General features: G+C 56.6%; 22 protein-coding genes. 5 read left to right on the top strand and 17 right to left on the bottom strand.

The annotated features are described in order from the left end of the window. Positions 1 to 6: 6 nt before the first annotated feature. From A4308_RS08790 to queA, 6 genes are all read right to left on the bottom strand, one after another. On the bottom strand, positions 7 to 372 hold the full coding sequence (locus A4308_RS08790) for a VOC family protein (RefSeq protein ID WP_014882753.1): 366 nt from the start codon (positions 370 to 372) through the stop codon (positions 7 to 9). Between the two features lie 155 nt (positions 373 to 527). Next, positions 528 to 1499 carry a protein translocase subunit SecF gene (secF, locus tag A4308_RS08785; RefSeq protein ID WP_014882752.1) on the bottom strand — a complete coding sequence of 324 codons (972 nt, stop codon included), beginning with the start codon at positions 1497 to 1499 and terminating at the stop codon, positions 528 to 530. 10 nt (positions 1500 to 1509) lie between these two features. Further along, complete coding sequence (gene secD, locus A4308_RS08780) at positions 1510 to 3357, bottom strand: protein translocase subunit SecD (protein ID WP_071890803.1); 1848 nt, start codon at positions 3355 to 3357, stop codon at positions 1510 to 1512. A gap of 27 nt (positions 3358 to 3384) precedes the next feature. Further along, entirely contained in the window at positions 3385 to 3717 is a 333-nt protein-coding gene (yajC, locus tag A4308_RS08775; RefSeq protein ID WP_000007630.1) for a preprotein translocase subunit YajC, read from the bottom strand. 22 nt (positions 3718 to 3739) lie between these two features. Beyond that, positions 3740 to 4867 carry a tRNA guanosine(34) transglycosylase Tgt gene (tgt, locus tag A4308_RS08770; protein WP_003859110.1) on the bottom strand — a complete coding sequence of 376 codons (1128 nt, stop codon included), beginning with the start codon at positions 4865 to 4867 and terminating at the stop codon, positions 3740 to 3742. A gap of 53 nt (positions 4868 to 4920) precedes the next feature. Beyond that, the gene (queA, locus tag A4308_RS08765) at positions 4921 to 5991 is read right to left on the bottom strand and encodes a tRNA preQ1(34) S-adenosylmethionine ribosyltransferase-isomerase QueA (protein WP_014882750.1); all 1071 of its coding nucleotides are present in this window, start codon (positions 5989 to 5991) and stop codon (positions 4921 to 4923) included. Between the two features lie 92 nt (positions 5992 to 6083). Here queA and acpH point away from each other — a divergent pair, with 92 nt between their 5' ends. Beyond that, positions 6084 to 6665 (top strand): ACP phosphodiesterase, encoded by a 582-nt coding sequence (gene acpH / locus A4308_RS08760; protein WP_014882749.1) that lies wholly within the window; start codon positions 6084 to 6086, stop codon positions 6663 to 6665. Positions 6666 to 6791: 126 nt separating this feature from the next. Continuing rightward, positions 6792 to 7394: a peroxiredoxin gene (locus tag A4308_RS08755; protein WP_008503347.1), complete on the top strand. Its 603-nt coding sequence runs from the start codon at positions 6792 to 6794 to the stop codon at positions 7392 to 7394. 43 nt (positions 7395 to 7437) lie between these two features. Here A4308_RS08755 and A4308_RS08750 read toward each other — a convergent pair whose 3' ends face one another. The 7 genes from A4308_RS08750 to phoB form a co-directional block, all read right to left on the bottom strand. Then, a complete protein-coding gene (locus A4308_RS08750) occupies positions 7438 to 8823 on the bottom strand; it encodes a DUF3999 family protein (RefSeq protein WP_045134712.1) in 1386 nt (461 codons plus the stop codon). Further along, positions 8820 to 11441, bottom strand: a complete 2622-nt coding sequence (locus A4308_RS08745) for a DUF2339 domain-containing protein (protein WP_045281692.1) — start codon at positions 11439 to 11441, stop codon at positions 8820 to 8822. The genes A4308_RS08750 and A4308_RS08745 overlap by 4 nt, the downstream gene beginning before the upstream one ends. An 89-nt stretch (positions 11442 to 11530) precedes the next feature. Continuing rightward, complete coding sequence (gene malZ / locus A4308_RS08740; protein WP_045281693.1) at positions 11531 to 13348, bottom strand: maltodextrin glucosidase; 1818 nt, start codon at positions 13346 to 13348, stop codon at positions 11531 to 11533. Positions 13349 to 13510: 162 nt separating this feature from the next. Further along, entirely contained in the window at positions 13511 to 14884 is a 1374-nt protein-coding gene (gene proY, locus A4308_RS08735) for a proline-specific permease ProY (protein ID WP_045281694.1), read from the bottom strand. An 80-nt stretch (positions 14885 to 14964) separates the two neighbouring features. Beyond that, positions 14965 to 16284: a branched-chain amino acid transporter carrier protein BrnQ gene (gene brnQ, locus A4308_RS08730; protein WP_014882744.1), complete on the bottom strand. Its 1320-nt coding sequence runs from the start codon at positions 16282 to 16284 to the stop codon at positions 14965 to 14967. A 409-nt stretch (positions 16285 to 16693) separates the two neighbouring features. After that, a complete protein-coding gene (gene phoR, locus A4308_RS08725) occupies positions 16694 to 17989 on the bottom strand; it encodes a phosphate regulon sensor histidine kinase PhoR (protein ID WP_014882743.1) in 1296 nt (431 codons plus the stop codon). A gap of 21 nt (positions 17990 to 18010) precedes the next feature. Then, positions 18011 to 18700, bottom strand: coding sequence for a phosphate response regulator transcription factor PhoB (gene phoB / locus A4308_RS08720; RefSeq protein WP_008503265.1), 690 nt, complete (start codon positions 18698 to 18700; stop codon positions 18011 to 18013). 186 nt (positions 18701 to 18886) lie between these two features. Between phoB and sbcD the strand changes: the two genes are divergently transcribed. Together sbcD and sbcC are read left to right on the top strand one after the other, a co-directional pair. Then, positions 18887 to 20092 carry an exonuclease subunit SbcD gene (gene sbcD / locus A4308_RS08715; RefSeq protein ID WP_045281695.1) on the top strand — a complete coding sequence of 402 codons (1206 nt, stop codon included), beginning with the start codon at positions 18887 to 18889 and terminating at the stop codon, positions 20090 to 20092. After that, the gene (gene sbcC / locus A4308_RS08710) at positions 20089 to 23220 is read left to right on the top strand and encodes an exonuclease subunit SbcC (protein WP_045281696.1); all 3132 of its coding nucleotides are present in this window, start codon (positions 20089 to 20091) and stop codon (positions 23218 to 23220) included. Before sbcD ends, sbcC begins: the two co-directional genes overlap by 4 nt. Before the next feature lie 98 nt (positions 23221 to 23318). Here the strand turns inward: sbcC and mak are convergent, their stop codons facing one another. Next, positions 23319 to 24224, bottom strand: a complete 906-nt coding sequence (gene mak, locus A4308_RS08705) for a fructokinase (RefSeq protein ID WP_063308493.1) — start codon at positions 24222 to 24224, stop codon at positions 23319 to 23321. A gap of 123 nt (positions 24225 to 24347) precedes the next feature. Here mak and rdgC point away from each other — a divergent pair, with 123 nt between their 5' ends. Beyond that, positions 24348 to 25262 carry a recombination-associated protein RdgC gene (gene rdgC, locus A4308_RS08700; RefSeq protein ID WP_014882739.1) on the top strand — a complete coding sequence of 305 codons (915 nt, stop codon included), beginning with the start codon at positions 24348 to 24350 and terminating at the stop codon, positions 25260 to 25262. Between the two features lie 47 nt (positions 25263 to 25309). On the opposite strand, the gene ppnP is transcribed toward rdgC, so the two are convergent. The 3 genes from ppnP to yaiA all read right to left on the bottom strand — a co-directional run bounded on the left by ppnP (position 25310) and on the right by yaiA (position 26776). After that, on the bottom strand, positions 25310 to 25597 hold the full coding sequence (gene ppnP, locus A4308_RS08695) for a pyrimidine/purine nucleoside phosphorylase (RefSeq protein ID WP_014882738.1): 288 nt from the start codon (positions 25595 to 25597) through the stop codon (positions 25310 to 25312). A gap of 71 nt (positions 25598 to 25668) precedes the next feature. After that, positions 25669 to 26346 (bottom strand): AroM family protein, encoded by a 678-nt coding sequence (locus A4308_RS08690; RefSeq protein WP_032637368.1) that lies wholly within the window; start codon positions 26344 to 26346, stop codon positions 25669 to 25671. A gap of 238 nt (positions 26347 to 26584) precedes the next feature. Then, positions 26585 to 26776: a protein YaiA gene (yaiA, locus tag A4308_RS08685; protein WP_014882736.1), complete on the bottom strand. Its 192-nt coding sequence runs from the start codon at positions 26774 to 26776 to the stop codon at positions 26585 to 26587. Positions 26777 to 26796 lie beyond the last annotated feature (20 nt).

Here is a 26796-nt window from a genome sequence, read left to right as displayed (position 1 = left end):
ACGCTCTCAGGCAGGTTGATGGAGGCCGACGCGGTTACCTTCGCTGTCGATAAACAAAGCAATGGTGCCAATACCATCCGGCAGTTCCAGCGGGCCAAACACGCACTCGCCGCCCGCGGAGGCAATGCGATCGAGCGTAGCCGTCAGGTTATCCGTATGCAGATAGATAATAGCGCCCTGCTGCGACGGCGAAACGCCCTCAAATTTTGCCAGCGCGCCGCCGGTGGCCGGATCGTCATGCGGGAATACCGCGAGCTCTGCCATGTCCATTTTCTCACGTCTCAGCTGGACCTGCATGACTGGCTCATAAAATTTGATGGCGCGATCCATATCTACCACGGGAATTTCAAACCAGTTAATCACACTTTTCATACATCCTCCTGACTGTTGTTTGGGTTCGAAAAGAGTCTACGACAGGGCTCCTGACAGCATACTGTCAGGAGTGTTTGTCAGGAGTGTTTGTCAGGAGCAGATAAAAAAAATCCCGGTCAACCGACCGGGATTTCGATAACACGCTATTCGACGCCTTACGGCAGAATGGACGGCTGATCCGCCCCTTCTTTCTCAACCTTCTGCTGGAGCAGGTGCTCGCGCTTCATGCCGAGTTTCAATGCCAGTGCGGATGCGACGTAGATAGACGACGCCGTACCGATGGAGACACCAATCAGCATGGTCAGCGAGAAGCCTTCCAGTACCGGGCCACCGAACAGGAACAGCATCAGGATCACCATCAAAGTGGTACCGGAGGTGATCAGGGTACGGTGCAGCGTCTGGGTCAACGACACGTTAAAGATTTCGTACGGCGTACCGCGACGGATCTTACGGAAGTTTTCACGGATACGGTCAGATACCACGATACTGTCGTTCAGTGAGTAACCGATAACGGACATCAGAGATGCCACGATGGTCAGGTCAACCTCAATGTGGAACAGCGACAGAACCCCCATGGTGATCACCACGTCGTGCGCCAGGGCGATAACCACCCCGGCCGCCAGTCGCCACTCGAAGCGGAAACCGACGTACACCAGGATGGAGATCAGCGCCACCAGCAGCGCCATTGCACCGGTCTGCGCCAGGTCCGCACCCACGCTCGGGCCGACAAACTCAATACGCTTGACCGCCGCGTTCTGGCTGGTTGTTTCGTTAATCACGTTAACAACCTTGCTGCCTAGCTCCTGGCTGCCGTTAGCATCGTGTACCGGCGGCATACGCACCATGATGTCACGGCTGCTGCCGAAGTTCTGCAGCAGCGGCTCTTCAAAGCCGGCTTTCTGCAGAGACAGACGCATCTGGTCCATATCGACCGGTTTTTCCAGGGAGATCTCGATAACCGTACCACCGGTGAAATCCAGACCCCAGTTAAAGCCTTTCACGCCCATAACGACGATGGACAGAATCAGCAGTAAACCTGAAATGCCGAAGGCCCAGTAGTCCCAGCGCATAAAGTCCCAGACTTTACGGCCATGGTTCAATTGTTCAACAGTATATTCCTGTGCCACAACGCACTCCTCAGATAGACAGCTTTTTGACGCGCTTGCCGCCGTACAGCAGGTTCACGATGGCACGGGTGCCGACAATAGCGGTAAACATTGACGTTGCGACACCGATACCGGTAGTAATCGCAAAGCCTTTGATCGCGCCAGTACCCACTGCATACAGGATAAGAACCTTAATCAGTGTTGTTACGTTCGCATCGAAAATAGAGCTGAACGCGCCTTTATAACCTTCGTCAATCGCCTGCTGAACAGAGCGACCGTTGCTCAACTCTTCTTTGATACGTTCGTTAATCAGTACGTTGGCGTCGACCGCCACCGCAAGGGTCAGAACGATACCCGCAATCCCCGGCATGGTCAGCGTCGCCCCTGGCAGCAGGGACATAATGCCGATGATCAGCACCAGGTTGGCGACCAGCGCACTGGTCGCAATCAGACCAAACTTCTTATAGAAGAAGATCATGAAGAGGATAGAGACCACCAGACCGGCCAGACACGCTTCCAGACCCTGTTGGATGTTCTGCATCCCCAGCGTTGGACCAATGGTACGTTCTTCAACAATCTGAATTGGCGCAATCAGCGCACCGGCACGCAGCAGCAGAGAGAGCTGACGCGCTTCGTTCGGGTTGCTAATACCGGTAATACGGAAGCTGTTACCCAGACGAGACTGGATATTGGCGATGTTAATCACCTCTTCCTCTTTCACCAGCACTGCACGACCGTTCGCATCTTTCTTACCGCTGTCTTTGTACTCCACGAACAGGGTGGCCATCGGTTTACCGATGTTGTCCTTGGTGAAGTTAGACATGATGTTACCACCCGCGCTATCCAGCGAGATGTTAACCTGCGGCTGGTTGTATTCGTCCTGGCTGGAAGTGGAGTCGGTAATATGGTCACCAGTCAGAATGACGCGTTTGTACAGCACAACGGGCTGACCTTCGCGGGTCTGTTTCACTTCGGAGTCACCCGGAATACGGCCTGCTGCGGCAGCGGACTGATCGACGTTAGAGTTAACCAGACGGAATTCCAGCGTTGCGGTCGCACCCAGAATCTCTTTCGCACGCGCAGTGTCCTGAATACCCGGCAGTTCAACCACGATACGGTCAGCACCCTGACGCTGTACCAGCGGCTCAGCCACGCCCAGTTGGTTTACACGGTTACGCAGAATGTTGATGTTCTGCTGAACGGCATATTCACGCGCTTCTTTCAGACGCGCATCGGTCATCACCGCGCGCAGCTGGTTGCTGCCCTGAGAGGTGATGACCAGGTCACGGTGACGTTGGGTCAGGTAATCTACAGCCTGATCGCGCGCCGCACTGTCGCGGAACGTGATGCTCATACCGTAGTTATCTTCTTTACGCACGGTAGTGTAAGGGATGCCTTTGTCGCGCAGATCGCTGCGCAGGCTGTCGATATTCTGTTCCTGCAGCTTGCCGAGCGCGGTATCCATATCCACTTCCATCAGGAAGTGAACACCACCACGCAGGTCAAGACCCAGTTTCATCGGCTCTGCGTTCAGCGCAGCCAGCCAACGCGGGGTTGCAGGAGCAAGGTTAAGCGCCACGACATATTTGTCACCCAGCACGCCCATCAGCGCTTCGCGAGCGCGGAGCTGCGTGTCGGTGGTGTCGAAGCGAGCAAGAATTGCACCCTCTTCCAGAGCCACAGACTTAGCGGTAATTTTTTCTTCTTGTAACGTTTTCTGGACCTGGATCAGCGTTTGCTCACTGGCGGCGACACCGCGCGCGCCAGTGATTTGAACGGCCGGATCCTCACCATACAGGTTGGGAAGCGCGTACAGCAGGCCGACGAGAATCACGACGACCAGCATGATGTACTTCCACAAAGGATAACGGTTTAACACGGCAGTTCCCTTTGGGAAAAGTTGGGATTACAGCGCCTTCATGGTGCCTTTCGGCAGAACGGCAGCTACGAAGTCACGTTTGATAACCACTTCAGTGGTGTCGTTCAGGGCGATTGCAATGTAGCCACTTTCAGCCACTTTGGTTACGCGACCGACCAGACCACCGTTGGTCAGCACTTCATCGCCTTTCGCGATGGAGTCCATCAGCTTTTTGTGCTCTTTGGTACGCTTCTGCTGTGGGCGGAGGATCATGAAGTAGAAGATCAGACCGAACACAACCAGCATCAGGATCAGAGACATCGGGCTGCCCTGCGCCGGAGCACCTGTTGCCGCTACCGCATCAGAAATAAAAAAGCTCATTCAAATTCCCTCATTATTAAAATTAATCAACGTTCAACGGTGGAACATCCCGCCCCTGACGTTGGTAGAAATCGGTCACGAAGCTCTCTAATTTACCCTCTTCGATAGCCTTACGTAAACCAGCCATTAAGCGCTGATAATAACGAAGATTATGAATGGTATTGAGACGCGCGCCCAAAATCTCGTTGCAACGATCGAGATGATGCAGATACGCGCGGGAATAATTGCGACAGGTATAGCAATCGCACTCGGAATCGAGCGGGCTGGTGTCACTCTTATGCTTCGCGTTACGGATTTTCACCACGCCGTCAGTCACGAACAGATGACCGTTACGTGCGTTACGGGTTGGCATGACGCAGTCGAACATATCGATGCCGCGACGTACGCCTTCCACCAGATCTTCTGGTTTACCCACCCCCATCAGGTATCGTGGTTTATCCGCCGGGATTTGCGGGCAGACATGCTCCAGAATGCGGTGCATATCTTCCTTCGGCTCACCCACAGCCAAACCGCCGACAGCGTAGCCATCAAAACCTATCTCTACCAGACCTTTAACGGAGATATCGCGTAAATCTTCGTAAACGCTGCCCTGGATAATGCCGAACAGCGCATTTTTGTTCTGCAGGGAGTCAAAACGGTCGCGGCTACGCTTCGCCCAACGCAGAGACATCTCCATAGAGCGTTTCGCGTAGTCCCAGTCAGCCGGGTATGGCGTACATTCGTCGAAGATCATCACGATGTCAGAACCGAGATCGTACTGAATCTCCATCGACTTTTCTGGATCGAGGAAAATCGGATCGCCGTTGATCGGGTTACGGAAGTGAACGCCCTGCTCGGTGATCTTGCGGATATCCCCCAGGCTGAAAACCTGGAAACCGCCGGAATCGGTCAGGATTGGGCCTTTCCACTGCATGAAGTCGTGCAGGTCACCGTGCAGCTTCATGATCTCCTGACCCGGGCGCAGCCACAGGTGGAAGGTGTTACCGAGGATAATTTGTGCGCCAGTGGCTTCAACTTCTTCCGGCGTCATCCCTTTTACGGTGCCGTACGTACCCACAGGCATAAACGCGGGGGTTTCCACCACGCCGCGATCAAACACCAGACGACCGCGACGCGCGCGGCCATCGGTGGTATCGAGTTCAAATTTCATTTTTTCTCCGACGTCAGAAAAACAGTCCAACGTTGTCATACGGTGCCGCGGACTTATTCCCCGACACGCTCATTCAAAGCCTGCGGATTGTACGTGATAAACATCGCGTCCCCGTAGCTAAAAAAGCGATATTTTTGTTCTACCGCAGACTTGTAAGCATTCATCGTATGCTGATAACCCGCAAACGCGGAAACCAGCATAATCAGCGTCGATTCAGGCAGATGGAAGTTGGTCACCAGCGCATCAATGACTTTGTACTGGTAGCCCGGGTAGATAAAGATCTGCGTATCGCCAAAGAACGGCTCGATGAGACCCGTTTTCGCGGCCTGTGCAGCGCTCTCCAGCGAACGGACTGAAGTCGTGCCTACCGCAACCACGCGGTTTCCGCGCGCTTTCGCCGCCAGCACCGCGTCCACCACCTCCTGAGGCACTTCGGCATACTCAGAGTGCATGATGTGGTCTTCAATGCTGTCTACGCGCACCGGCTGGAACGTACCCGCGCCGACGTGCAGCGTCACGAACGCCATCTCAACGCCCTTCGCGCGCAGTTTTTCCAGCAGCGGTTCATCAAAGTGCAGGCCCGCCGTCGGCGCCGCGACCGCGCCAGGTTTCTGGCTGTAGACGGTCTGGTACAGCTCGCGATCGGCCTCTTCGTCCGGGCGTTCAATATACGGCGGCAGCGGCATATGGCCGATGGCGTTAAGGATATCGAGGACCGTGCGCTCGTCCTGGAATTCCACCTCAAACAGCGCGTCGTGACGCGCGGTCATGGTCGCTTTAATGCTCTCGTCATCGCCCAGCAGCAGTTCTGCGCCCGGCTTCGGCGCTTTAGAGGCGCGAATATGTGCCAGAATACGTTTATCATCGAGCATACGTTCGACCAGCACTTCAATCTTGCCGCCGCTGGCCTTACGGCCAAACAGACGCGCCGGGATCACGCGGGTGTTGTTAAAGACCAGCAGATCGCCAGGGTTGAGCTTGTCGAGCAAATCGGTGAAAGTACCGTGCGTCAGCTCGCCCGTTGGCCCATCCAGCGACAGTAAGCGACAGCTGCTGCGCTCAGGCATGGGATAGTGAGCAATCAGGGATTCAGGTAGTTCAAAGGAGAAATCGGCGACGCGCATGACGTATACTCGTGACTTAAAAACAGGCGGCATAGTCTAGTGCTCACACCCTTTTGCTGCAACAATTAGCCGCCCCCGGACAAATAAAACGCATGAATTTTCTCGCTCACCTGCATCTCGCTCACCTCGCTGACAGCTCCCTTTCCGGCAATTTGCTGGCCGATTTCGTGCGCGGCAACCCTGCAGAAGACTATTCCCCTGAGGTTGTCGACGGCATCTTTATGCACCGCCGCATTGATGTCATCACCGATAACCTGCCCGAGGTCACGGAAGCCAAAGCGTGGTTCCGCCCTGAGACTCGCCGCGTTGCGCCGATCACGCTGGATGTGATGTGGGACCATTTCCTGTCTCGCCACTGGGAACAGCTCTCCCCGTCGCTACCGTTGCCAGAGTTTGTGCGCTACGCCCATGCACAGGTGTCGGTCATTTTGCCCGACTCACCGCCGCGCTTTGTCAATCTGAACAACTATTTGTGGTCAGAACGCTGGCTGGAGCGCTATGGTGAGATGGCTTTTATCCAGAACGTCCTGAATGGCATGGCCAGCCGCCGGCCGCGTCTGGATGCGCTGCGTGACTCCTGGTATGACCTGGATGCACACTATGACGCGCTGGAGACGCAATTCTGGCAGTTCTATCCGCGCATGATGGCGCAAGCGAAAAACAAACAGCTGTGACAGATTTACATTGATAGGTAAAAGCTGGCGGAACGATTGTCACCACCTCTTTGTCTTATCCATGAACACTCTCTATACTGGCTCGCGTTGCGTTCCAAATAACCTTAGTATCTACAGGAGAATCATATGGTTCTGGTAACTCGTCCGGCTCCGGATTTTACAGCTGCAGCAGTTCTGGGCAACGGTGAAATCGTTGAAAACTTCAACTTCAAACAGCACACCAATGGTAAAGCGACCGTTCTGTTCTTCTGGCCAATGGACTTCACCTTCGTTTGCCCGTCTGAGCTGATCGCCTTCGACAAACGTTATGAAGAATTCCAGAAGCGTGGCGTGGAAGTGGTTGGCGTCTCCTTCGACTCTGAATTTGTACACAACGCATGGCGTAACACCCCTGTCGACAAAGGCGGCATCGGTGCGGTGAAATACGCAATGGTTGCGGACATCAAACGCGAAATCCAGCAGGCTTACGGTATCGAACATCCGGACGCTGGCGTTGCACTGCGCGGTTCTTTCCTGATCGACGCAAACGGCATCGTTCGTCACCAGGTTGTTAACGATCTGCCGCTGGGTCGTAACATCGACGAAATGCTGCGCATGGTTGACGCGCTGCAGTTCCACGAAGAGCACGGCGAAGTGTGCCCGGCTCAGTGGGAAAAAGGTAAAGAAGGTATGGCTGCTTCCCCAGACGGCGTAGCAAAATACCTGTCTGAGAACGTATCCAGCCTGTAATCGGCACGGTTTACGAAGAAGGCCCGCACATGCGGGCCTTTTTTTATGCTTTACGCTGCGTCTCTCGCCAGATGCGCCAGGCCATGAGCGCCAGCAGGAACACGCCCACAATCAGCACGCTCCACACCAGCAGCGCGTTCATCCGGCTCTCCTGCTCGCCCGCAGAAGTGGCGGTCAAACGCGCCTCACCGCCCAACGCGACATCATCCACAATATCGGCCTGCGGCAGATTCGCCATATCATAGGTTTTGCGCAGGTCGGCGGGGATCAGCATGTCAGGTTCCAGGTTTGCTGGTTTTGCCGCCCCGTTTCCCCAGGCGAGCACGTACGGTGCTTTCCCCTGCGCGTTAAACACCAGATCAACGCGGTCGCGATGCCCTATGACGTTCGGAAGGTATTCAGGCAGACGCGCATTCAGCGTCGTGATTTTTACCGCCTGGACCCGCTCTCCGTTAAGCGAAACCGGCGCAGACGTTTTGCCCTCCAGGCGGTAAAGAACCTCTTTTTTCAGGGGGTGCCATGTGTCTTTTTCCGTACTTCGCCACGCGATCTCCACGGGCAGAACGCCGTCGCCATTCAGCAAGAAGCTGACCGCGCTCAATGGCTGCGGGTGCGCCCAGTGCCACTGCGCTTCGCTTGTCGATAGCTGTTCCCCTTCCCCCTCCAGGTCGATCGCTTCCGGAGCCATCTGCGCAGGGGCGCTAATCGCGTTTACGCCGGTCAAGGTCATACCCTGGCTCTGCGTATTCAGCACCACCATGAGATAGCGATTCGCATCAGGAGATAAAACCGTATCGGTATCGATCCGATCGAGCTTAAGGCGATCCTGGCCACTGACGACGTCCAGCAAGGGCATATCCTCGCGTAGGGTATACCAGCGCTTCAAATCCTCGCTGTAATAGACCGACGCCGTTCCCTGCCACGACGTCTTAGGGGGATTCCAGAGCAGCTGCAGCTGGGATATAGCCATCTCGCCCGTCGCCTGCTCTGGCAAGGTCAGCAGATAATGTTGCCCGGCCACGGCAGCTTTCTGCCCTTCGAGCACAATCTCAACGCCATTTCCGGAACGGAGCAGGATCTTATTGCTCTCACCGGCATCTGGCGCCGCGGCAAGCGGTGAGGCGTCCAGAGGAAAAAGACGCAGCGCCGTGGATTGCGCCACCACCTGCGGGCGCGTCGCGGTGACCAGGCTGAAGGGAACCGGCTCACCCGACTGATTAAAGACGCGGACATCGTCCAGATTCGGGGAGGTGCTCTGTTCATAGACGGCGAGCGGCAGCAACACCCGATACCACTGGGAAGGAACCGACGTTTCCAGTGAACGACCAAAGGCATAATCCCGCGGCGATTCCGTTTGCATCTCGTCGCAGAACGCCATGCCCGATAGCGCCAGCAGCGTGGTACAGACTACCGCTTTCATCCATTTCATTTTTCATCTCCAGTTTTAGGCGGTAGTGGCGAGAAATACCCCACGATCAGGACCAGTATCGCCACGCCGATAAACGCCACGGCACGGGACAGGCCGCCTCCGCCTGCGCTGTCCACCAGCATCAGTTTAACCATCACGACCCCCAGCAAGGCGGCCCCGCAGAGCCACTCCTGGCGGGAGGCCCGGCGGGTAGCATGGACCATGACCACCAGCGCGATCAGCATCCAGAACAGGGCAAACGTGGTCTGGATAAGCCGCGAATCCCACAGCGACGCCATATTCCAGGCCACATCCCCATACCAGGCCAGGGCGCGCATCAGCGCCCCGTTAAGCCACCAGAAGCCAAACGCCATGATAGCAACGGCAGGCCACGGGCGAGCCTGAGCAAGCAACGCGGGATAGTAGCGATCCACTGCCCGATAAAAGACCACCAGCCCCAGCAGCGCGAATGCCGCGCCTTCCTCAAGCGGGTTCACCAGCGGCAGCCAGGTTTGCCGGTAAACGACGCCGTCCTGGAAATTGGTCACGACCAGCAGCACCAGCAGCGCCACGACGACAGGGATCGGCGCCAGGCAGGTATAGAGCGCAGGCCACTCCCCGAACGGCCACGCGCGGCGACGCACCGCCGCGGAAAGCGCGAGAATCACGCCGCCCCCAGCCGCCATCGCCAGTCCACTGCCCCACGCCGCCATGCCCCACGGTAGCGCGCGAGCAAACCAGTAAAGTTCAGCCGCCAGCGCCAGTAAAATCATCCAGCAAAGCGTCAGGTGCAGCCCCATCGCGATGCGCGGCAGCAGTCGTTCACCGTCACGTCGCAGCAGCATCAGTGCGGCAGGAAGTGCAATGCACCAGGCCAGATTTGACCAGCCAGCGGCAACGATCTGCTGATGCGAAAGCTGGTAAACCACCATCACCAGCATCAGTGGCCACAGCAGCCATTTGCTGGCATCCAGCTCCCGCCACGCCAGACGAGCGGCAGCCTGGCGCCAGCCCCAGACCGAGACGGCCGAGAGCGCCAGCACGCCTGCCAGAACAGGTAATTCTTGTTTCAGTACCCGTTGCGAGGCCCCCAATAGCGCCACGATCCAGAACAACAGGCCGCCTGCCGACAACGCCCAACTGACCGGCAGAACACTTTTGCGCCATAGCCACGCCGCAGCCAGCCAGCAAAGGCTGAGGATGGCGAAGATAAGGAGAAGGCTCAGCGACGTCACGCCGTCCATTTGCGCCCACAGCGCGCTGCCGAGTGCCAGCACCAGCAGCGCCGTCCCGCTATAGCTCATACGACGCTGGTTCTGCTGCATGCCCAGCCAGAGGATACCCAGCCCCTCCAGCGCCCAGGCCATCGCCGTCCAGCGCGCCGAGAGTGCCAGCGGAATGGCGAGCGTAGCGAACCCGCCGCCGATGGCCAGCGCCGCCATGACCAGTGGTCGTCCGATAGACGGATAGCGCCGCAGCGCGAGGAACGCAATGGTAAGATAAAATGCCCCATATCCGAGCGCGCTCAGCGCCGGGCCATATTCCCAGTGCCGGGTCATGCCGTACTGCATCCCGAAGCCAATCAGCGGCGGAGCAAACAGCAGTACGCCGTCAATAATCTGTTTCCCTTTTTCCTGCGCCCGCAGCGACAGCGCCACGCACAGCACGCCGAATATCAGCGTATTGGCAATCAGGAACAGCTGGCACACCCAATAGTGTTCAGGTTGATAGTCGTTCAGCCCCCAGAGGCCGCCCACGCCAAACGTAAAAAGCAGACCGAGCAGATTGAGCTCGCGCCAGTGCTGCCAGATGCTGATGGCGAGAATACCGATGGAAAGCAGGAGATAGAAAGAGAACAGCGCCACAAAGTTGCCGCCTCCGGTAGACAGGAGCAGCGGTGCCAGATACCCGCCGAGGCTCGCCAGCATGGCCAGGCTCAAGGCCTTTTGCAGCACGGCCAGCCCGACGCTCGCGGCGCAAATCGCTACCAGCAGCGCAAAAGCCAGCGTCATCGGCAACATTTGCCAGAGCCGGAAGGCACCAAAGACCGTCAGGTAAAGAATGCCCGTCGCCCCACCCTGTAAGATAAGCGCATAAACCGGCTGCTTATGCCGCAGTCGCCAGCCAATCGCCAGCAGAACGATGGCAAACAGCGCCGTCGCCACCAGGCGCAGCTCAAGCGGGAACAGAGAATGTTCGACGGTATAGCGCAGCAGGAAAGAGAGACCGAGGAAAAGCAGCAGGATCCCCAGCTTCGCCAGCGGATTACCCTGCATAAACCAGCGCACCAGCGACGTCAGTATGCCGCCAAAGGCGGATGGCTGTTTTGCCGCAAGGGCAGGAGCGGAAACGGGAGCGGGTTCAGCCCTGGGCACGCGGGCGTCCGGACGCCAGGGGTCGACAGGTGCGGGAGTGTGCTCCACCACTGGCGCGGTCACAACCACCGGCGCGGCGGTCTGCGCCGTCTCCGGCGCTATCTCAGCGGCACCACGCTGCTCAAGCGCTTCAATGCGCTGGCGAAGCCTGGCGATCTCCTGCCGCGCCGCCGTGCTCCGATTAAAGCCAATAACCGCAAGCACGGGCGCAACCACCAGCGCAAAAACCAGTAACAAACAGCCAAGGATGTAGAGCTCGTCCATGTTTCCACCTTCACCGTAAACTATTCGTTAAGATTGACACAAATCGTTGCATTTGCGCCATCTTAAAGGTGGAAACATTTATCGTCGCGTTAGCTGCCGACCCAGATCGTCGCGGATATCGCCGGCAGCGCCAGCACGCCGTCCTGAATCGTCGCCTTGCCCTCTTTATTCTTCCACGTAGCCACCTTCAACAGCGGGGAATCATCCAGCACCACTTCACAAGCCTCGCCCCGGTTGATAGCCACCAGCACGCGCTGCTGGTTATAGACGCGGACAAAGACCACCACGTTATCGTGGGCGTACACCACCTGGCAGCCGCCGTAGCGCAGGGCGAGGCTCTGTTTACGCAGCTTCGCCAGCCGCTGATAGAGGCTGAACAGCACCTTGTCCTGTTTTTCCGGCGCCCACGGGAAGGTTTTGCGACAGAACGGATCGTTGTTGCCGTCCAGTCCCACTTCATCTCCGTAGTAGATACACGGTACGCCCGGCCAGGTGAAGAGCCAGGTGACCGCCAGCGGCAGACGCGCCACATCCTTGCCGAGCAGGGATTTAAAGCGTGCGGTATCGTGACTATCAAGCTGGTTAAACATCCTCAGCTGCTGCTGATGAGACAGCCCGGCGCGGTAGTTATCCATCCACGCTGCGCAGGTTTCGGCGTCAATGTGGTTCGGATCGTAGGAGATATCGGTATTCGCCAGGAATCCCCATAGCGGGAAGGTAAAACCGCGATAGTTCATCGCCGCATCTTCGGCATCGTTTTGCAGCCACTGGCGCGCGTCGCCAAAGTGTTCGCCAAACACGAACGCTTCAGGCCGGGCCGCTTTTGCCGAGCGCGTGATCCCACCGACGTGCTGCAGGTTATTTCGCGCCCCACCCGCTTCACCCAGCATATGTACGACGTCCAGACGCCAGCCGTCCATATTCCACGGGGCGTTCAGCCAGTGGCGGACGATGCTGTCTTCGCCGCCATAAATCTCATTAACCAGCGTTGATGACTGGAAATCCAGCTTCGGCAGACTGGGGTAGCCCAGCCAGTCCAGGGCACGCCCCTCCTCATTAAAGCTGTACCAGTCACGCTGCGGCGAGTCCGGGTTATGACATGCTCCGCCCATCGACTGGTTATGACGGTCAAACCAGGCGTGCGAATCTCCGCTGTGGTTAAACACGCCGTCCAGAATCAGGCGCATGCCTTCCTTAAGGGTGTTCTCTCGCAGGCGCAGCAGTGCCTCGTCCCCGCCAAACTGCGCGTCAACGTGGCGATAATCCTGTGTATCGTATTTATGTACGCTCGGGGCTTTAAACACCGGGTTGAGGTACAGCGCCGTCACGCCCAGTTTTTTCAGGTACGGCAGCTTTTCGCTGATGCCGTCGAGATCGCCGCCGTAAAACGTCGAGCCGCCCGCCTGCGCCGTCACCGGCTCATCCCATTTTTTCAGGATAATGTCGTGGCCCGCCGCGTGGTGGTGATAGATCTTATCCTGGTCGGCAGTGCGTTTTTCGCTACGCGCAAAGCGGTCCGGGAAAATCTGGTAAAAGACCTGATCGTTAACCCACTGCGGTCCGCTATCCGGATAATCAACGGCAAACTGTTCCAGCCGTGCGGGCGGGAACCGGCTAAACCCCTGCGGGGTAAACCACAGCTGACGATGGTTCCACAGCAGCTTGAAGCTATAACGGCGGCGCGGCTGTCCGCTACGCAAATCGATATTCGCCCGCCAGGCGGTGATCCCCGGCTGCGGCTGGCTGCGCAGCTTGTGCATTTTCAGCCCGGTCTCTTCATTATCAATTTCGGCGCGGAGCGTCACGCGTTCAGGCTGATTTTCCCCCGCCAGCCAGAGCGTAATCACAAGGTTGTCTTTGTTTTGCTTAACAAATGGGGCAACCGGAAGGTGCCAGGCATTTAACATCACGAATCCCCTTTGATGAAATTGACGTCACCTTGCCACAGGGTGGTTAAGGATAGCTCACCATGACGTGATTTATTGGGGGAGGAGGACGGGGGAGGAGGGATCAGTGCTGCCTGATGCCCTCACCCTAACCCTCTCCCACAGGGAGAGGGAATAAAAAAATTACTGCGCTTCTGCCAGTTGGCGATCGCGGCGGCATTTAAACACCCAGCCAACCAGCAGCAGGACGATCCACGCACAGCCCACGTAGAGGGAAATTCGGGTATCCGGATGGTAGCCAATCAGGCCAATGATAAACACCAGGAAGATCAGCCCGACGACGGTTGTTGCAACGCCACCCGGGACTTTAAACTTCAGCGCTTTCGCCTCTTCCGGCGACAGGCGACGGCGGAACGCAATCTGCGACAGCAGGATCATGATCCACACCCACACGGTCGCGAAGGTCGCCAGCGACGCAATCACCAGGAAGACGTTCTCCGGCATGATGTAGTTCAGGTAAACCGAGAACAGCAGCGCAACGGTCATGACCACCACCGTCACCCACGGCGTGCCGCGGCGGGAGGTTTTAGCGAACACCTTCGGCGCACTGCCCTGCTCCGCCATGCCGTGTAGCATACGGCCCACGCCAAAGACGTCACTGTTGATCGCGGAAAGCGACGCGGTCAGCACCACGAAGTTCAGAATGCTGGCAGCAAACGCAATGCCCATATGCTGGAAGGTCAGCACAAACGGGCTACCGTTGGTACCGACCTGGTTCCACGGGTAGATGGACATAATCACGAGCAGCGTGCCCACATAGAACACCAGAATACGCATCGGCACGGAGTTGATGGCACGTGGAATGGATTTCTCAGGGTCTTTCGCTTCCCCGGCGGTGATACCAATAATTTCAATACCGCCGTAGGCGAACATCACCATCTGCAGCGACATCACCATCCCGAGCCAGCCGTTGCTGAAGAAGCCCCCGTTGCTCCAGAGGTTATGGATCCCGGTCGGCTGACCGCCGTTGCCAATCCCCCAGAGGATGATGCCAAAACCGGCCACAATCATGATGATAATGGTGGCGACCTTGAAGAAGGAGAACCAGAACTCAAGTTCGCCGAACACCTTCACGCTCATCAGGTTGACGGCGCAGATGAGCAGCACCACGCTCAGCACCCAGATCCAGTGCGGCACCGTCGGGAACCAGACGCCCATATAGATACCAAACGCCGTCACATCGGCAATGGCCACAATCAAAATTTCAAAGCAGTAGGTCCAGCCAGTGATAAACCCGGCCAGCGGTCCGAGGTTTTCCTGCGCATAGCGCGAAAACGAACTGGCAGAAGGATTGTGAACCGACATCTCTCCGAGGGCGCGCATGATGATATACGCCGCCACGCCGCCGATGATGTAGGCCAGCAGAACGCTTGGACCGGCCATTTTGATGGCATCTGCCGAGCCATAAAAAAGACCGGTACCAATCGCAGAGCCCAGCGCCATAAAGCGGATGTGGCGTGTGCTGAGACCACGTTTAAGTTTGTTAGTGCTTTCCATTAAAATCTTGCCATTCAACACGAAAAAACAAAAAACCACGGGGCCTTAAGCCCCGTGGTTAAACAGTTTGTTGCCGTTGATTAATGGGCGTTAGATGCAACCTGGCGCCCTGCAGCACGGTCCCAGATAATCGCCAGAACCAGTGCAACAACGGTAGGCATCAGCCAGGCCAGGCCCTGCTCGGACAGCGGCAGACGCTGTGTCCAGGCGGGCAGAATCGCGGCGAACGCTGATGCTTTAATCCCGTCAAGGATACCAAAAATCAGGCTGATAAACATGGCTGGCGCAATAATTCGTGAGGAGTTATTCCACCACGGACGGGTGAAGCTCAGCACCACCAGCACGATGCACGGCGGATAGATGGCCGTCAGCACCGGAATAGAGACCTGAATCAGGTGGCTCAGACCGAGGTTGGACACCGCCATGGAGAAGATACCGAGGATAAACACCAGGGTGCGGTAAGAGAGCGGCAGATACTGCGCAAAGAACTCAGCACAGGCGCAGGTCAGGCCCACTGCGGTCACCAGACACGCCAGGAAAATCAGCGCCGCCAGCAGCATACTGCCCGCACCACCGAAGGTGTGCTGGACGTAAGCGTGCAGAATAGCCGCACCGTTCGCGTTCTGATCAACCAGCATGGCGCTATCAGAGCCCAGGCGGAACAGCGCCAGATACAGCAGCGTCAGACCCACACCAGCCATCAGGCCAGCCCAGATGGTATAGCGGGTCAGCAGACGCGCTTCGGTCACACCGCGGGAACGCGCGGCGTTAACGATAACAATACCAAACACCATTGCGCCCAGCGTATCCATCGTCAGGTAGCCGTTCACAAAACCGTTAGAGAACGCGGCGTTTTTATAGGCGTCCATTGCGTCGCTGATCGGGCCTGCTGGCCAGATGATAGCGGCCACGGCGAGAACGATCAGGGCGATGATTTTCAGCGGCGCCAGGAAGTTACCCACGGTATCCAGCAGTTTGCCCGGATAGAGGGAGACCAGAATGACAATCGCGAAGTAGACCAGGCTGTAGATAAACAGCGGCATCGGGCCGTCGCCGGTCAGCGGAGCAATCCCCACTTCAAAGGAAACGGTCGCCGTGCGCGGGGTGGCAAACAGCGGGCCCACGGCCAGATAGCAGACGGTGGCCAGCAGAACACCTGCGACTTTGCCAATCGGCGTGCTGAGGCTGTCCACGCCGCCACCGACTTTCGCCAGCGCGACGACGGTCAGTACCGGTAGACCCACGGCAGTAATCAGGAAACCAAACGCAGCGGTCCAGACGTGTTCACCCGCCTGTAAGCCAACCATTGGAGGGAAAATAATGTTGCCTGCGCCAACGAACAGCGCAAATGTCATAAAGCCCAGCGCGATGATGTCACGCGATTTTAAGTGATGGGTCATAAAACCTTACTGCCTGTGGATGTGGTGTTGAAAACATTGAGATTTTCGTTTTCCCTGACGGGACGATACAGCCGAAAAATTGCTCAATTTCAGCGGGAAATGCTCCCGTCCTGGCGTGGAGAAGAATAGTTTTTCGATTTACCACGCAAATACAGTCGGTCTGACAGTATCTGGGGGGCAATTTAAACGCTTATAACGTTTAAAGGCAAGGTGGGATCTCAAAACCAGAACAATATGCCAGCATGAAAATACACGCCAGCACAATACGCTATTTACAGGAAAAACTCATGGCTAATCATGCGAACAAAAAACACCCAGCCGTATATTATTCATCCGCGTTTCGCTTGACTGCAAAGCAAACGGGCCAGCAGACGCTGACCCGTGGAAAGGGAAAATGACACACCTGCCCTCAGGCGGTCTTTTTGGCAATTAATCGTTCCGGAATAACGAAACTGAAGCGGGTTCCTTTCCCCAGCGTACTCTGAATATCAAGTCGGCTTTCGTGGTGATTTACCGCGTGCTTCACAATCGCCAGCCCCAGGCCGCTCCCCCCTGTTTGCCGCGACCGCGCTTTATCCACGCGGTAGAAGCGTTCGGTCAGACGCGGGATATGCTCCGGTGCGATCCCCGGCCCGTTATCTTCCACGCTAAACTCGGCGCCCGTAGGGGTACGGTTCCAGCGCACCATAATATCCGTTCCTTCCGGCGTATGGTTCACTGCGTTGTACACCAGGTTAGATATGGCGCTACGAAGCTCATCCTCACTGCCCAGCACCTTTAGCGTGCTGTCGACCTCGAAGGTCAGGTGATGCTTTTTGTGGCTTAACGTCTGCGCTTCACGCTCCACGACCCGCAGCATCATCGGCACATCTATCGTGTCATTCAGCGCAAGCGTAGGCGCCGCTTCAATCTTCGAGAGCGTCAGCAGCTGCTTCACCAGCCCTTCCATGCGATGCGTTTGCTCGCGCATGGTATGCAGCGCTTTTTCACGCGGCGCACCTTCCAGCGTTTGCTCCTGCATCATCTCCAGATAGCCCTGAAGCACGGTCAACGGAGTACGCAGTTCGTGGCTGACGTTCGCAAAGAAATTACGGCGCGCGCCCTCAAGCTGGTGCATTTGGGTGACATCGCGCGCCACCATCAGCCACTGCTTATCGCTGTAAGGCATCACGCGGATTTCCAGATGGCGACCATTATTGAGCTTCAGATTGTGCGGGCGGGTAAAATCACGCTTTTTCAGATACAGCGTGAATTCGGGATAGCGTAAAAGGTTAAGGATGTTCTGACCGTTATCGTCCGGCCAGCGAAGGCCCAGCAGCTGTTGCGCCAGGCCGTTACACCAGAAGATGGTGCCTTCTTCAGTGGTCAGGATGACCGCATCCGGCAACGACTCCGCCCCGCTGCGAAAACGCTTAATCAGGCTTCCCAGCTCGCGACGGCGCTTTTTATTACGCATCTGCATCTGGTGCAGGCCGTACAGCAGGGGCTCCCAGCTGCCGCTGCCCGGCGGTGGGGTCATACTGCGGTCAACCCACAGCCACCAGGAGAGGCGCAGCAGGTTCCAGAAATGCCAGATCAGCAGCCCGGTGACCGACGCCAGCAGAAACCACGGCAGATGTCCGAGAAAGGCCCCAAGAAGGAAGGCCGGAATACAGCATAAGATCAGTTCAAAGACGAGCCTTTTCCATGACAGACGTTCCAGCACGCGTCACACTCCTGTCATTGTTCAGAAACGGGTCGAAAAACGATAACCCGTGCCGCGGACCGTCTGTACCATGCGATCGTGGCCGCTCAGTTCCAGCGCTTTTCGCAGGCGGCGAATATGTACGTCAACCGTCCGGTCTTCGACATACACGTTAGTTCCCCAGACGTTATTCAGCAACTGCTCGCGGCTGTATACGCGTTCCGGGTGAGTCATAAAGAAGTGCAGGAGTTTAAATTCGGTAGGGCCCATATCGAGGGGGTTTTCGCCGGTCATCACGCGGTGCGAGGTCGGGTCAAGGCTGAGTCCCTGCATCTCTATCACCTCTTCCACCGCCATCGGTGAAATACGGCGCATCACGGCTTTAATGCGGGCGACCAGCTCTTTTGGGGAGAACGGTTTAGTGATGTAATCGTCCGCGCCGGTTTCTAGTCCGCGCACGCGATCCTCTTCCTCTCCGCGCGCCGTGAGCATGACAACCGGGATGTCGCGGGTCAGCGCTTCACGCTTCAGGTGTTTGATAAACTGCAGTCCGGAGCCGCCAGGCAACATCCAGTCCAGCAGAATCAGATCGGGCCAGGGTTCATTCAGCTGGTTCACTGCGCTGTCATAATCTTCCGCTTCAACCGGCTGGAAGCCATTTTGCTCGAGCACGAAGCACACCATTTCACGAATTGGAGCTTCATCTTCTACGACCAGAATACGTCTCGCCATACTTTGCCCTGTCTTATCTTATTAAGTTACACGTTTGTAATTCGGCGCCATTATGCGTCAGATTTATGACAGATTTATGAAAAACATTACCACGGTAGCGGGCAAACCGTTGTTTTATTACAGCGGTTATTTTCCCTTCTCTGAACGTTTATAATCCTGCTTTCTCATTTTTGCCACGGAACCGCTATGCGCATACTTCACACCTCGGACTGGCATCTCGGTCAAAATTTTTACAGCAAAAGCCGTGCGGCTGAACATGAAGCGTTCCTGAACTGGCTGCTGGAGACGGCGCAGGCCCACGAGGTCGATGCGATTATTGTCGCGGGTGACATCTTTGATACGGGGTCGCCCCCCAGCTATGCGCGCGAGCTGTATAACCGCTTCGTGGTGAATTTGCAGCAGACCGGCTGTCATCTGGTGATAGTCGCCGGTAACCATGACTCCGTGGCAACACTCAATGAATCCCGTGACATTCTGGCGTTTCTCAATACTACCGTCGTCGCCAGCGCCGGGCATGCCCCGCAGATCCTGAAAAAACGCGACGGTACGCCGGGGGCAGTGCTGTGCCCGATCCCCTTTTTACGCCCACGCGATATCGTACAAAGTCAGGCGGGACTGTCGGGCACGGAAAAGCAGCAACATTTATTACGGGCCATCACCGACTATTATCACCAGCAGCACGCGGATGCCTGCAACCTGCGTGGCGAACAGCCGATACCGGTGATTGCGACCGGGCATCTCACCACCGTTGGGGCCAGTAAAAGTGACGCCGTGCGTGACATCTATATCGGCACGCTGGACGCCTTTCCGGCGCAGAACTTCCCGCCTGCGGACTACATTGCGCTCGGGCATATTCACCGCGCCCAGGTTATCGGCGGCTGCGAACATATTCGCTACTGCGGATCCCCTATTTCGCTCAGTTTCGATGAAACCGGCAAAGCCAAATCCGTGCATCTGGTGAGCTTCAGCGAGGGCAAACTCAGTGCCGTCGAGACGCTGGAGGTGCCGGTCACCCAGCCGCTGGCGGTGCTGAAAGGCGATCTGGAGGCCATCACCGCTCAGCTTGAACAGTGGCGCGGCACCGCGCTTAATCCCCCCGTCTGGCTGGATATCGAAATCACTACGGATGACTACCTGCATGATATGCAGCGAAAAATCCAGGCGCTGACGGAAGACTTGCCGGTAGAGGTCTTACTGGTGCGCCGCAGCCGCGAGCAGCGCGAGAAAATTCTGTTAAGCGCCCAGCGGGAAACGCTCAGCGAGTTGCGGGTAGAAGAGGTGTTTGAGCGCAGGCTCTTGCAGGAGGATATTGACGACGCGAAGCGCGAAAGACTCAGCGAACTGTTCACCCATACCCTGCATGCCCTCAATGACGAGGAAGAAAACGCATGAAAATTCTAAGCCTGCGTCTGAAAAATCTCAACTCCCTCAAGGGCGAGTGGAAAATTGACTTTACCGCTGAACCCTTTGCCAGCAACGGGCTGTTTGCCATTACCGGCGCCACAGGCGCAGGTAAAACCACCCTGCTCGACGCCATCTGTCTGGCGCTTTATCACGAAACGCCGCGCCTGAGTAAGGTTTCCCAGGCACAAAACGACCTGATGACGCGAGATACCGCCGAGTGTCTGGCGGAAGTGGAGTTTGAGGTAAAAGGCATCGCCTACCGCGCATTCTGGAGCCAGAACCGGGCACGCAACCAGCCGGACGGCAACCTGCAGGCGCCGCGCGTGGAGCTGGCCCGCTGCGAAGATGGCAAAATCCTCGCCGATAAAGTCACGGACAAGCTGGAGCAAACCGCCGCACTCACCGGTCTGGACTATGGCCGCTTTACCCGTTCAATGTTGCTCTCACAGGGGCAATTTGCCGCCTTCCTGAATGCCAAACCGAGCGATCGCGCAGAGCTGCTGGAAGAGCTGACCGGCACCGAAATCTACGGCCAGATTTCCGCCATGGTGTTTGAAAAACACAAAGCCGCCCGCAGCCTGCTGGAAAAGTGCGAGGCGCAGGCAGCGGGCGTCGTGCTGCTGAGTGAAGAACAGCAGCAGCAATTACAGCAAAGTTTGCAGGCACTTACTGACGAAGAGAAAACGTTGCTGGCACAGCAGCAAAACCAGCAGAAACATTTTCAGTGGCTTACCCGTCATGATGAGCTTGTGCGCGAGCAACAACGCATCACCGCATTGCAGCAGCAGGCACAACAGGCTCTGACGGACGCTGCGCCTGAGCTGGCAAAGCTCCAGCTTGCGCAGCCCGCCGCCCAGCTTCGTCCGCTCTGGGCGCACCAGCAGGAGCAAACCGCGCGTCTGACGCAAACCCAGCAGCGAATTATTGAAGTAAATACTCGCTTACAAGCCAAAACCGCGCTGCGCGCGCGGATCCGTAATACTGCCCTGCGTACCCACGCCGAGCTTCATACTGAACTGACGGCGCTGGCGCAGTGGCTGGCGGAGCACGAGCGTTATCGCCTGCTGGGTCAGGAGATTGCCGGATGGCGCGCGCTCTTCTCACAGCTTAACCGCGATAAAAACCAGTTGGCCACGCACGCTGCGCGGATGACTGAGTTACGTAACAAGCTGACTGACATGCCGGAAAATACGCTCACGCTGACGGCGGATGAGGTCAACGTGGCAATGGAGCAGCAGTCCCGGTCACGCACGCAGCGCCAGCGGCTGACGTCGCTACATGCTCGCTATCAGCCGCTGCAAAAGCGCCTGCGCCAGAGCAATGAAAGCGTACAGAAAGCCCAGGCGGAGCAGAGCAAACTTAATGAAACGTTGACGCTGCGCCGCCAGCAGTACAAAGAGAAACACCAGCACTATCTGGATCTGAAGGCCCTGTGCGAGCGTGAAGCGACAATTAAAGATCTGGAAAGCTATCGTTCACAGCTTGAGGCAGGCAAACCTTGTCCCCTGTGCGGTTCCTGCGAGCATCCCGCCGTTGAGCAATATCAATCGCTTGAGCTGACGGATAACCAGCGCCGCCGTGATGCGCTGGAAAAAGAGGTGGCCGCGCTAAAAGAAGAAGGCCTGCTGGTGCTGGGGCAGGTTAATGCTCTGGCTCAGCAGATTCAGCGCGAGACGGGCGACGTGCAGACCCTGTCTGAGGAAGAGCAAGCACTCACTAAAGAGTGGCTTGAGATCTGCGCGTCCCTGAATATCACATTGAATATTCAGGAAGATATCGCGCCATGGATAAACGAGCAGGAACACTATGAGCGCCAGCTTTATCAGCTCAGCCAGCGTCTTACCCTGCAAAACCAGCTGAACGAACAGGAAGCGCAGGCTCGCCAGTATCAGCAGCAGCTGACGGCGACACGACAGACGCTGGAACACACCCTGCTCACGCTGTCGCTTAGCGTTCCCGAAGAGGGGAACGAAGCCGCCTGGCTGCACGCCCGCGAAGGAGAATTCGCGCAGTGGCAGGAAAAACAAACGCAGCACGGCGTGCTTGTGGAACGCAGCAACGCTCTGAAGCCGTTGCTCGACACACTTCCGGCAACCCACACCGAAGAGACCGAACCGGCCATTCCTGATGGCTGGCGCGCCATTCACGATGAATGCGTATCGCTGCAAAGCCAGCTTACCGCCCAGCAGCAACAGGAGGCGCTGGAGCAAGAGCGCCTGCAACAGTCGCAGACCCAATTCTCCGCGGCACTTTCTGCCAGCTGTTTTGCCGACAGGGAGGCGTTCATTGCCGCCCTGCTGGATGATGACACCCTCCGTGGCCTCGAACAGCTGAAGCAGTCGTTGGAAAACCAGATACAGCAGGCCACGGCGCTATCCGGCCAGGCGAACCAGCAGCTACAGGCGCATGTTGCGCTGCGCCCGGAAGGTCTCGAGGCCGATGCATCCACTTTGCAAATCCAGCTGCAGCAGCTGGCGCAACAGCTTCGCGAGAACACCACGCATCAGGGCGAGATCCGCCAGCAGCTCAAGCAGGACAGCGACAACCGTCAGCATCAGCTGACGTTGATGCAGCAAATTGAAGAGGCCGCGCGTCAGGCCGACGACTGGGGCTATCTGAACGCGCTGATCGGCTCCAGTACCGGCGATAAGTTCCGTAAGTTCGCTCAGGGGCTGACGCTGGATAATCTCGTCTGGCTTGCTAACCAGCAGCTAAATCGCCTGCACGGGCGTTATCTGCTCCAGCGCAAAGCCAGCGATGCGCTGGAGCTGGAAGTAGTCGACACCTGGCAGGCGGATGCCGTACGCGATACACGCACGCTCTCTGGCGGCGAGAGCTTCCTGGTCAGCCTGGCGCTGGCGCTGGCGCTTTCCGATCTGGTGAGCCACAAAACGCGAATCGATTCGCTGTTCCTGGATGAAGGATTCGGCACCCTCGACAGTGAAACGCTGGATACCGCACTGGATGCGCTCGACGCGCTGAACGCTACCGGGAAAACCATCGGCGTCATTAGCCACGTCGAGGCGATGAAAGAGCGCATACCGGTGCAGATTAAGGTGAAGAAGATTAATGGGCTGGGGTATAGCAGGCTGGACAGGGAGTTTGCTGTGGGGTGAATAAAGGGTCGCTGCGGTCTGGTGCCCTCACCCTGGCCCTCTCCCACAGGGAGAGGGTACAAACATCAAAAACAGCAACTTGCGTTGCTGTTTTGCTTTTATTCCGGCCACAGCCACGCCGCGCCGCGCACGCCGCTGGAGTCGCCGTGGACAGCTTTACGGATCGGGGTTTCACACTCGCCGCCGAAAACCCACTGCTTCACAAGATTTGGCACCGTGGCGTACAATCGGTCAACGTTGCTCATCCCGCCCCCCAGCACAATCACGTCCGGATCGAGAATATTCACGACGTGCGCCAGCGATTTTGCCAGACGCATTTCGTAACGGCTCAGGGCCAGTTCAGCCACCGGATCCTGTTCTTCAACCAGACGCATGATTTCATTACCCTTGAGCGGTCGACCGCTCAGGCGGTGGTAATCGGTCGCAAAACCGGTGCCGGAGATAAACGTCTCAATACAGCCCTGCTTGCCGCAGTAACACGGCACGTCGGCGCGGTATTTGAGTTCATCTTCATCCATCCACGGCAGCGGATTGTGCCCCCACTCGCCCGCCGTGCCGTTGCCACCGATGTGCGAACGCCCCCCAAACGCCACGCCCGCACCGCAGCCGGTCCCGATAATCACCGCAAAAACGGTCTGCGCCCCTGCGGCGGCGCCATCAACGGCTTCGGAGACCGCCAGGCAGTTGGCGTCATTGGCCAGACGCACTTCCCGGTTCAGACGCGCGCTTAAATCTTTATCAAACGGCTGACCGTTCAGACAGGTGGAGTTAGCATTTTTAACCACGCCGGTATAAGGGGAGATTGACCCCGGGATACCCATCCCGACGGTACCGCTTTGCCCTGTCGCCTGCTCGGCCATATCGACCAGCCGGGCAATCGTCTCGATGGTCTGGTGGTAATCATCGCGCGGCGTAGGCAGACGGTGGCGGAACAGCTGTTCCCCCTGCTCGCTCAGTGCAATGACTTCTGTTTTGGTGCCGCCCAAATCAATCCCAATACGCACAAGACTCTCCTCATTCTTTTGATTATCAACAGAGTAGAAGCACGCTTCCCGATTAGCAATGCAAGCGATGCGACAATTCGTTATCATGCCCGCTGATTTAACGACAAGGCCGTGGAAATTATCATGCTGTGGTTCAAAAATTTGATGGTTTACCGTCTCAGCCGCGACGTTTCGCTGCGTGCAGAAGAGATGGAAAAACAGTTAGCCGCTTATAGCTTTTCCCCTTGCGGTAGCCAGGATATGGCAAAAACCGGTTGGGTTCCGCCAATGGGTTCACAAAGCGATGCCCTGACCCACGCCAGCAGCACGGGACAAATCATCGTTTGCGCTCGCAAAGAAGAGAAAATTCTGCCCACGCCGGTGGTGAAGCAGGCGCTTGAAGCAAAAATCTTCAAGCTGGAAGCCGAGCAGGGCCGCAAGCTGAAAAAAACCGAAAAAGATTCGCTGAAAGATGAAGTCCTGCACTCTCTGCTGCCGCGCGCTTTTAGCCGCTTTAGCCAGACGATGATGTGGATCGATACCGTTAACGGGCTGATCATGGTCGACTGCGCCAGCGCCAAAAAAGCAGAAGATACCCTGGCCCTGCTGCGTAAAAGTATCGGTTCTTTACCGGTCGTTCCGCTGGCACTGGAAACGCCGATTGAGCTGACCCTGACAGAATGGGTTCGCAGTGGTACTGCGGCGCAAGGTTTCCAGATTCTGGATGAAGCCGAGCTGAAAGCCCTGCTGGAAGATGGCGGCGTGATCCGCGCCAAAAAGCAGGATCTGGTGAGTGACGAAATTGCGGTACACATCGAAGCCGGGAAAGTCGTTACCAAACTGGCGCTCGACTGGCAGCAGCGCATTCAGTTCGTGATGTGTGATGACGGCTCCGTGAAGCGTCTGAAGTTCTGCGATGAGCTGCGCGATCAAAATGAAGATATTGACCGGGAAGATTACGCCCAGCGTTTTGATGCGGACTTTATCCTGATGACCGGTGAGCTGGCGGCGTTAATTCAGAATCTGGTGGAAGGTCTCGGCGGCGAAGCGCAGAGATAACAGGCAAAACACAGGCCGGGTAAGCGTTAGCGTCACCCGGCTTTTTTTTATTTCAAATAGCGGCACAGATAAGAGGTCGGTTCAGCAACCTGCAAATGGAATTCGCTGTGGCCAGGAACGTTGAAGGCTTCCCCGGCAGCGTAAACTTTCCATTCCGTTTCACCCGGCAGTAAGACGTTCAGCGCGCCGCTGACTACCGTCATCTCTTCCGCTTCGGCCGTGCCAAAGGTGTATTCCCCTTCAGCCATGACGCCCACACTGGCGCGGCCCGTGCTGCTGCTGGTAAAACCAATGGATTTCACTTTACCGGAAAAGTATTCGTTACTTTGAAGCATGAACTGGCCCTTATATTCAGAGATAAAAATTCACTATAGGGGCCATGCTCATTGCCTGTCACGCAAAATCATTACATCAGGAGTTCGGAAGCCAGGCGCGCCATCAGAACATTTGATAACAGCACCGGCACGTCCAGCGCCTTTTGCAATAAATCACGGTGATGCTGATGGAAACCGAGGCAGTCCAGTATCAACACATCCGCCCCTTTCTCCAGTAGCGCCTTCCCGGCAGCGATCAGTTTGGCCTCGCTGTCCCAGAAGGGATTTGCCAGGGCATACAGAGGCGTTTTTTCAAGCACGTGCCATTTTGCTTCCTGGTTGTTCATGAGCTCTTCCATCGGCACAATCACCCCCACCTGATGCCCGTCAACAATAGAGGCCACCAGCGGCGGAATGATGCGCATTGGCTCAAGCAAAATCGCATTGCGCGCCACCAGTCCCTTAATGGGGGCGGTACTCATCAGCAAAATAACGTCATAATCTTGATTATCGAGCACTTCTATCACTGACTGCAGCGAACGCTCAATTTTCTGTCGTGAAACATGCGCCAGTTTACCGTCGCTTAATAACGTCGCCAGGGGCTCCTCCCCCGCCTCAACAGCGTAGTCCTCCATGACCTCTTCCCGGCTCATCTTACCCAGCAGGCTGAGATGAGTGATCTGCTGTTCAGAGACATGCTCGGTTAAAAGCGGTAACACTTCGCTTACAGGGACCACACCAATAGTGAGGATCGCCAACGTTGCCTTCATCGTCTTCGCCTTCCATTACTACAAAATCTTATTACACAGGTACAGGCTCACTACGCTGCACAGTTCGTTTTTTCAACAAAACAGCACCAAGCGTAGCAGGTGATCTGCATCGCGAAATGTAAAGATCACCTGCGGGTAACGGAGTCACCTGTAATAACTAAATATTAACTCCTGCTTAACATTGGCGATGAGTAAAAAGTGTGATTCAGGCACGGTATTGGAGCGTTTAGGAAAACATCTATGACTTTTCGGGATCTTCGTAGCGCCGTTTGGCGTCCAGCGCTTCCTGTTCAGTCTCATGTTCACTGATCAGCGAGTCCGGTTTGGGGTGATCGGCACGCAGCTGATACCAGGTCACGGTTTGATCGCCTGTGCCTTTTTCAACGGTAACGATACGTGCTTCGCGCGGATAGGGAGGTCTGGTTGGCATAGCTCATCCTTTTTTTATGT

The organism is Enterobacter sp. ODB01, assembly GCF_001623605.1.
GTDB lineage: Bacteria > Pseudomonadota > Gammaproteobacteria > Enterobacterales > Enterobacteriaceae > Enterobacter > Enterobacter kobei.
This window is presented reverse-complemented; position numbering and strand designations above follow the sequence as displayed.

What these genes read in the sequence shown, in the direction of transcription:
- proY (WP_045281694.1), bottom strand. Translation starts at nt 14,884, where the DNA reads ATGGAAAGCACTAACAAACTTAAACGTGGTCTCAGCACACGCCACATC.
- A4308_RS08745 (WP_045281692.1), bottom strand. Translation starts at nt 11,441, where the DNA reads ATGGACGAGCTCTACATCCTTGGCTGTTTGTTACTGGTTTTTGCGCTG.
- acpH (WP_014882749.1), top strand. Translation starts at nt 6,084, where the DNA reads ATGAATTTTCTCGCTCACCTGCATCTCGCTCACCTCGCTGACAGCTCC.
- sbcC (WP_045281696.1), top strand. Translation starts at nt 20,089, where the DNA reads ATGAAAATTCTAAGCCTGCGTCTGAAAAATCTCAACTCCCTCAAGGGC.
- A4308_RS08790 (WP_014882753.1), bottom strand. Translation starts at nt 372, where the DNA reads ATGAAAAGTGTGATTAACTGGTTTGAAATTCCCGTGGTAGATATGGAT.
- malZ (WP_045281693.1), bottom strand. Translation starts at nt 13,348, where the DNA reads ATGTTAAATGCCTGGCACCTTCCGGTTGCCCCATTTGTTAAGCAAAAC.
- ppnP (WP_014882738.1), bottom strand. Translation starts at nt 25,597, where the DNA reads ATGCTTCAAAGTAACGAATACTTTTCCGGTAAAGTGAAATCCATTGGT.
- A4308_RS08690 (WP_032637368.1), bottom strand. Translation starts at nt 26,346, where the DNA reads ATGAAGGCAACGTTGGCGATCCTCACTATTGGTGTGGTCCCTGTAAGC.
- tgt (WP_003859110.1), bottom strand. Translation starts at nt 4,867, where the DNA reads ATGAAATTTGAACTCGATACCACCGATGGCCGCGCGCGTCGCGGTCGT.
- yaiA (WP_014882736.1), bottom strand. Translation starts at nt 26,776, where the DNA reads ATGCCAACCAGACCTCCCTATCCGCGCGAAGCACGTATCGTTACCGTT.
- brnQ (WP_014882744.1), bottom strand. Translation starts at nt 16,284, where the DNA reads ATGACCCATCACTTAAAATCGCGTGACATCATCGCGCTGGGCTTTATG.
- queA (WP_014882750.1), bottom strand. Translation starts at nt 5,991, where the DNA reads ATGCGCGTCGCCGATTTCTCCTTTGAACTACCTGAATCCCTGATTGCT.
- A4308_RS08755 (WP_008503347.1), top strand. Translation starts at nt 6,792, where the DNA reads ATGGTTCTGGTAACTCGTCCGGCTCCGGATTTTACAGCTGCAGCAGTT.
- sbcD (WP_045281695.1), top strand. Translation starts at nt 18,887, where the DNA reads ATGCGCATACTTCACACCTCGGACTGGCATCTCGGTCAAAATTTTTAC.
- phoB (WP_008503265.1), bottom strand. Translation starts at nt 18,700, where the DNA reads ATGGCGAGACGTATTCTGGTCGTAGAAGATGAAGCTCCAATTCGTGAA.
- yajC (WP_000007630.1), bottom strand. Translation starts at nt 3,717, where the DNA reads ATGAGCTTTTTTATTTCTGATGCGGTAGCGGCAACAGGTGCTCCGGCG.
- A4308_RS08750 (WP_045134712.1), bottom strand. Translation starts at nt 8,823, where the DNA reads ATGAAATGGATGAAAGCGGTAGTCTGTACCACGCTGCTGGCGCTATCG.
- rdgC (WP_014882739.1), top strand. Translation starts at nt 24,348, where the DNA reads ATGCTGTGGTTCAAAAATTTGATGGTTTACCGTCTCAGCCGCGACGTT.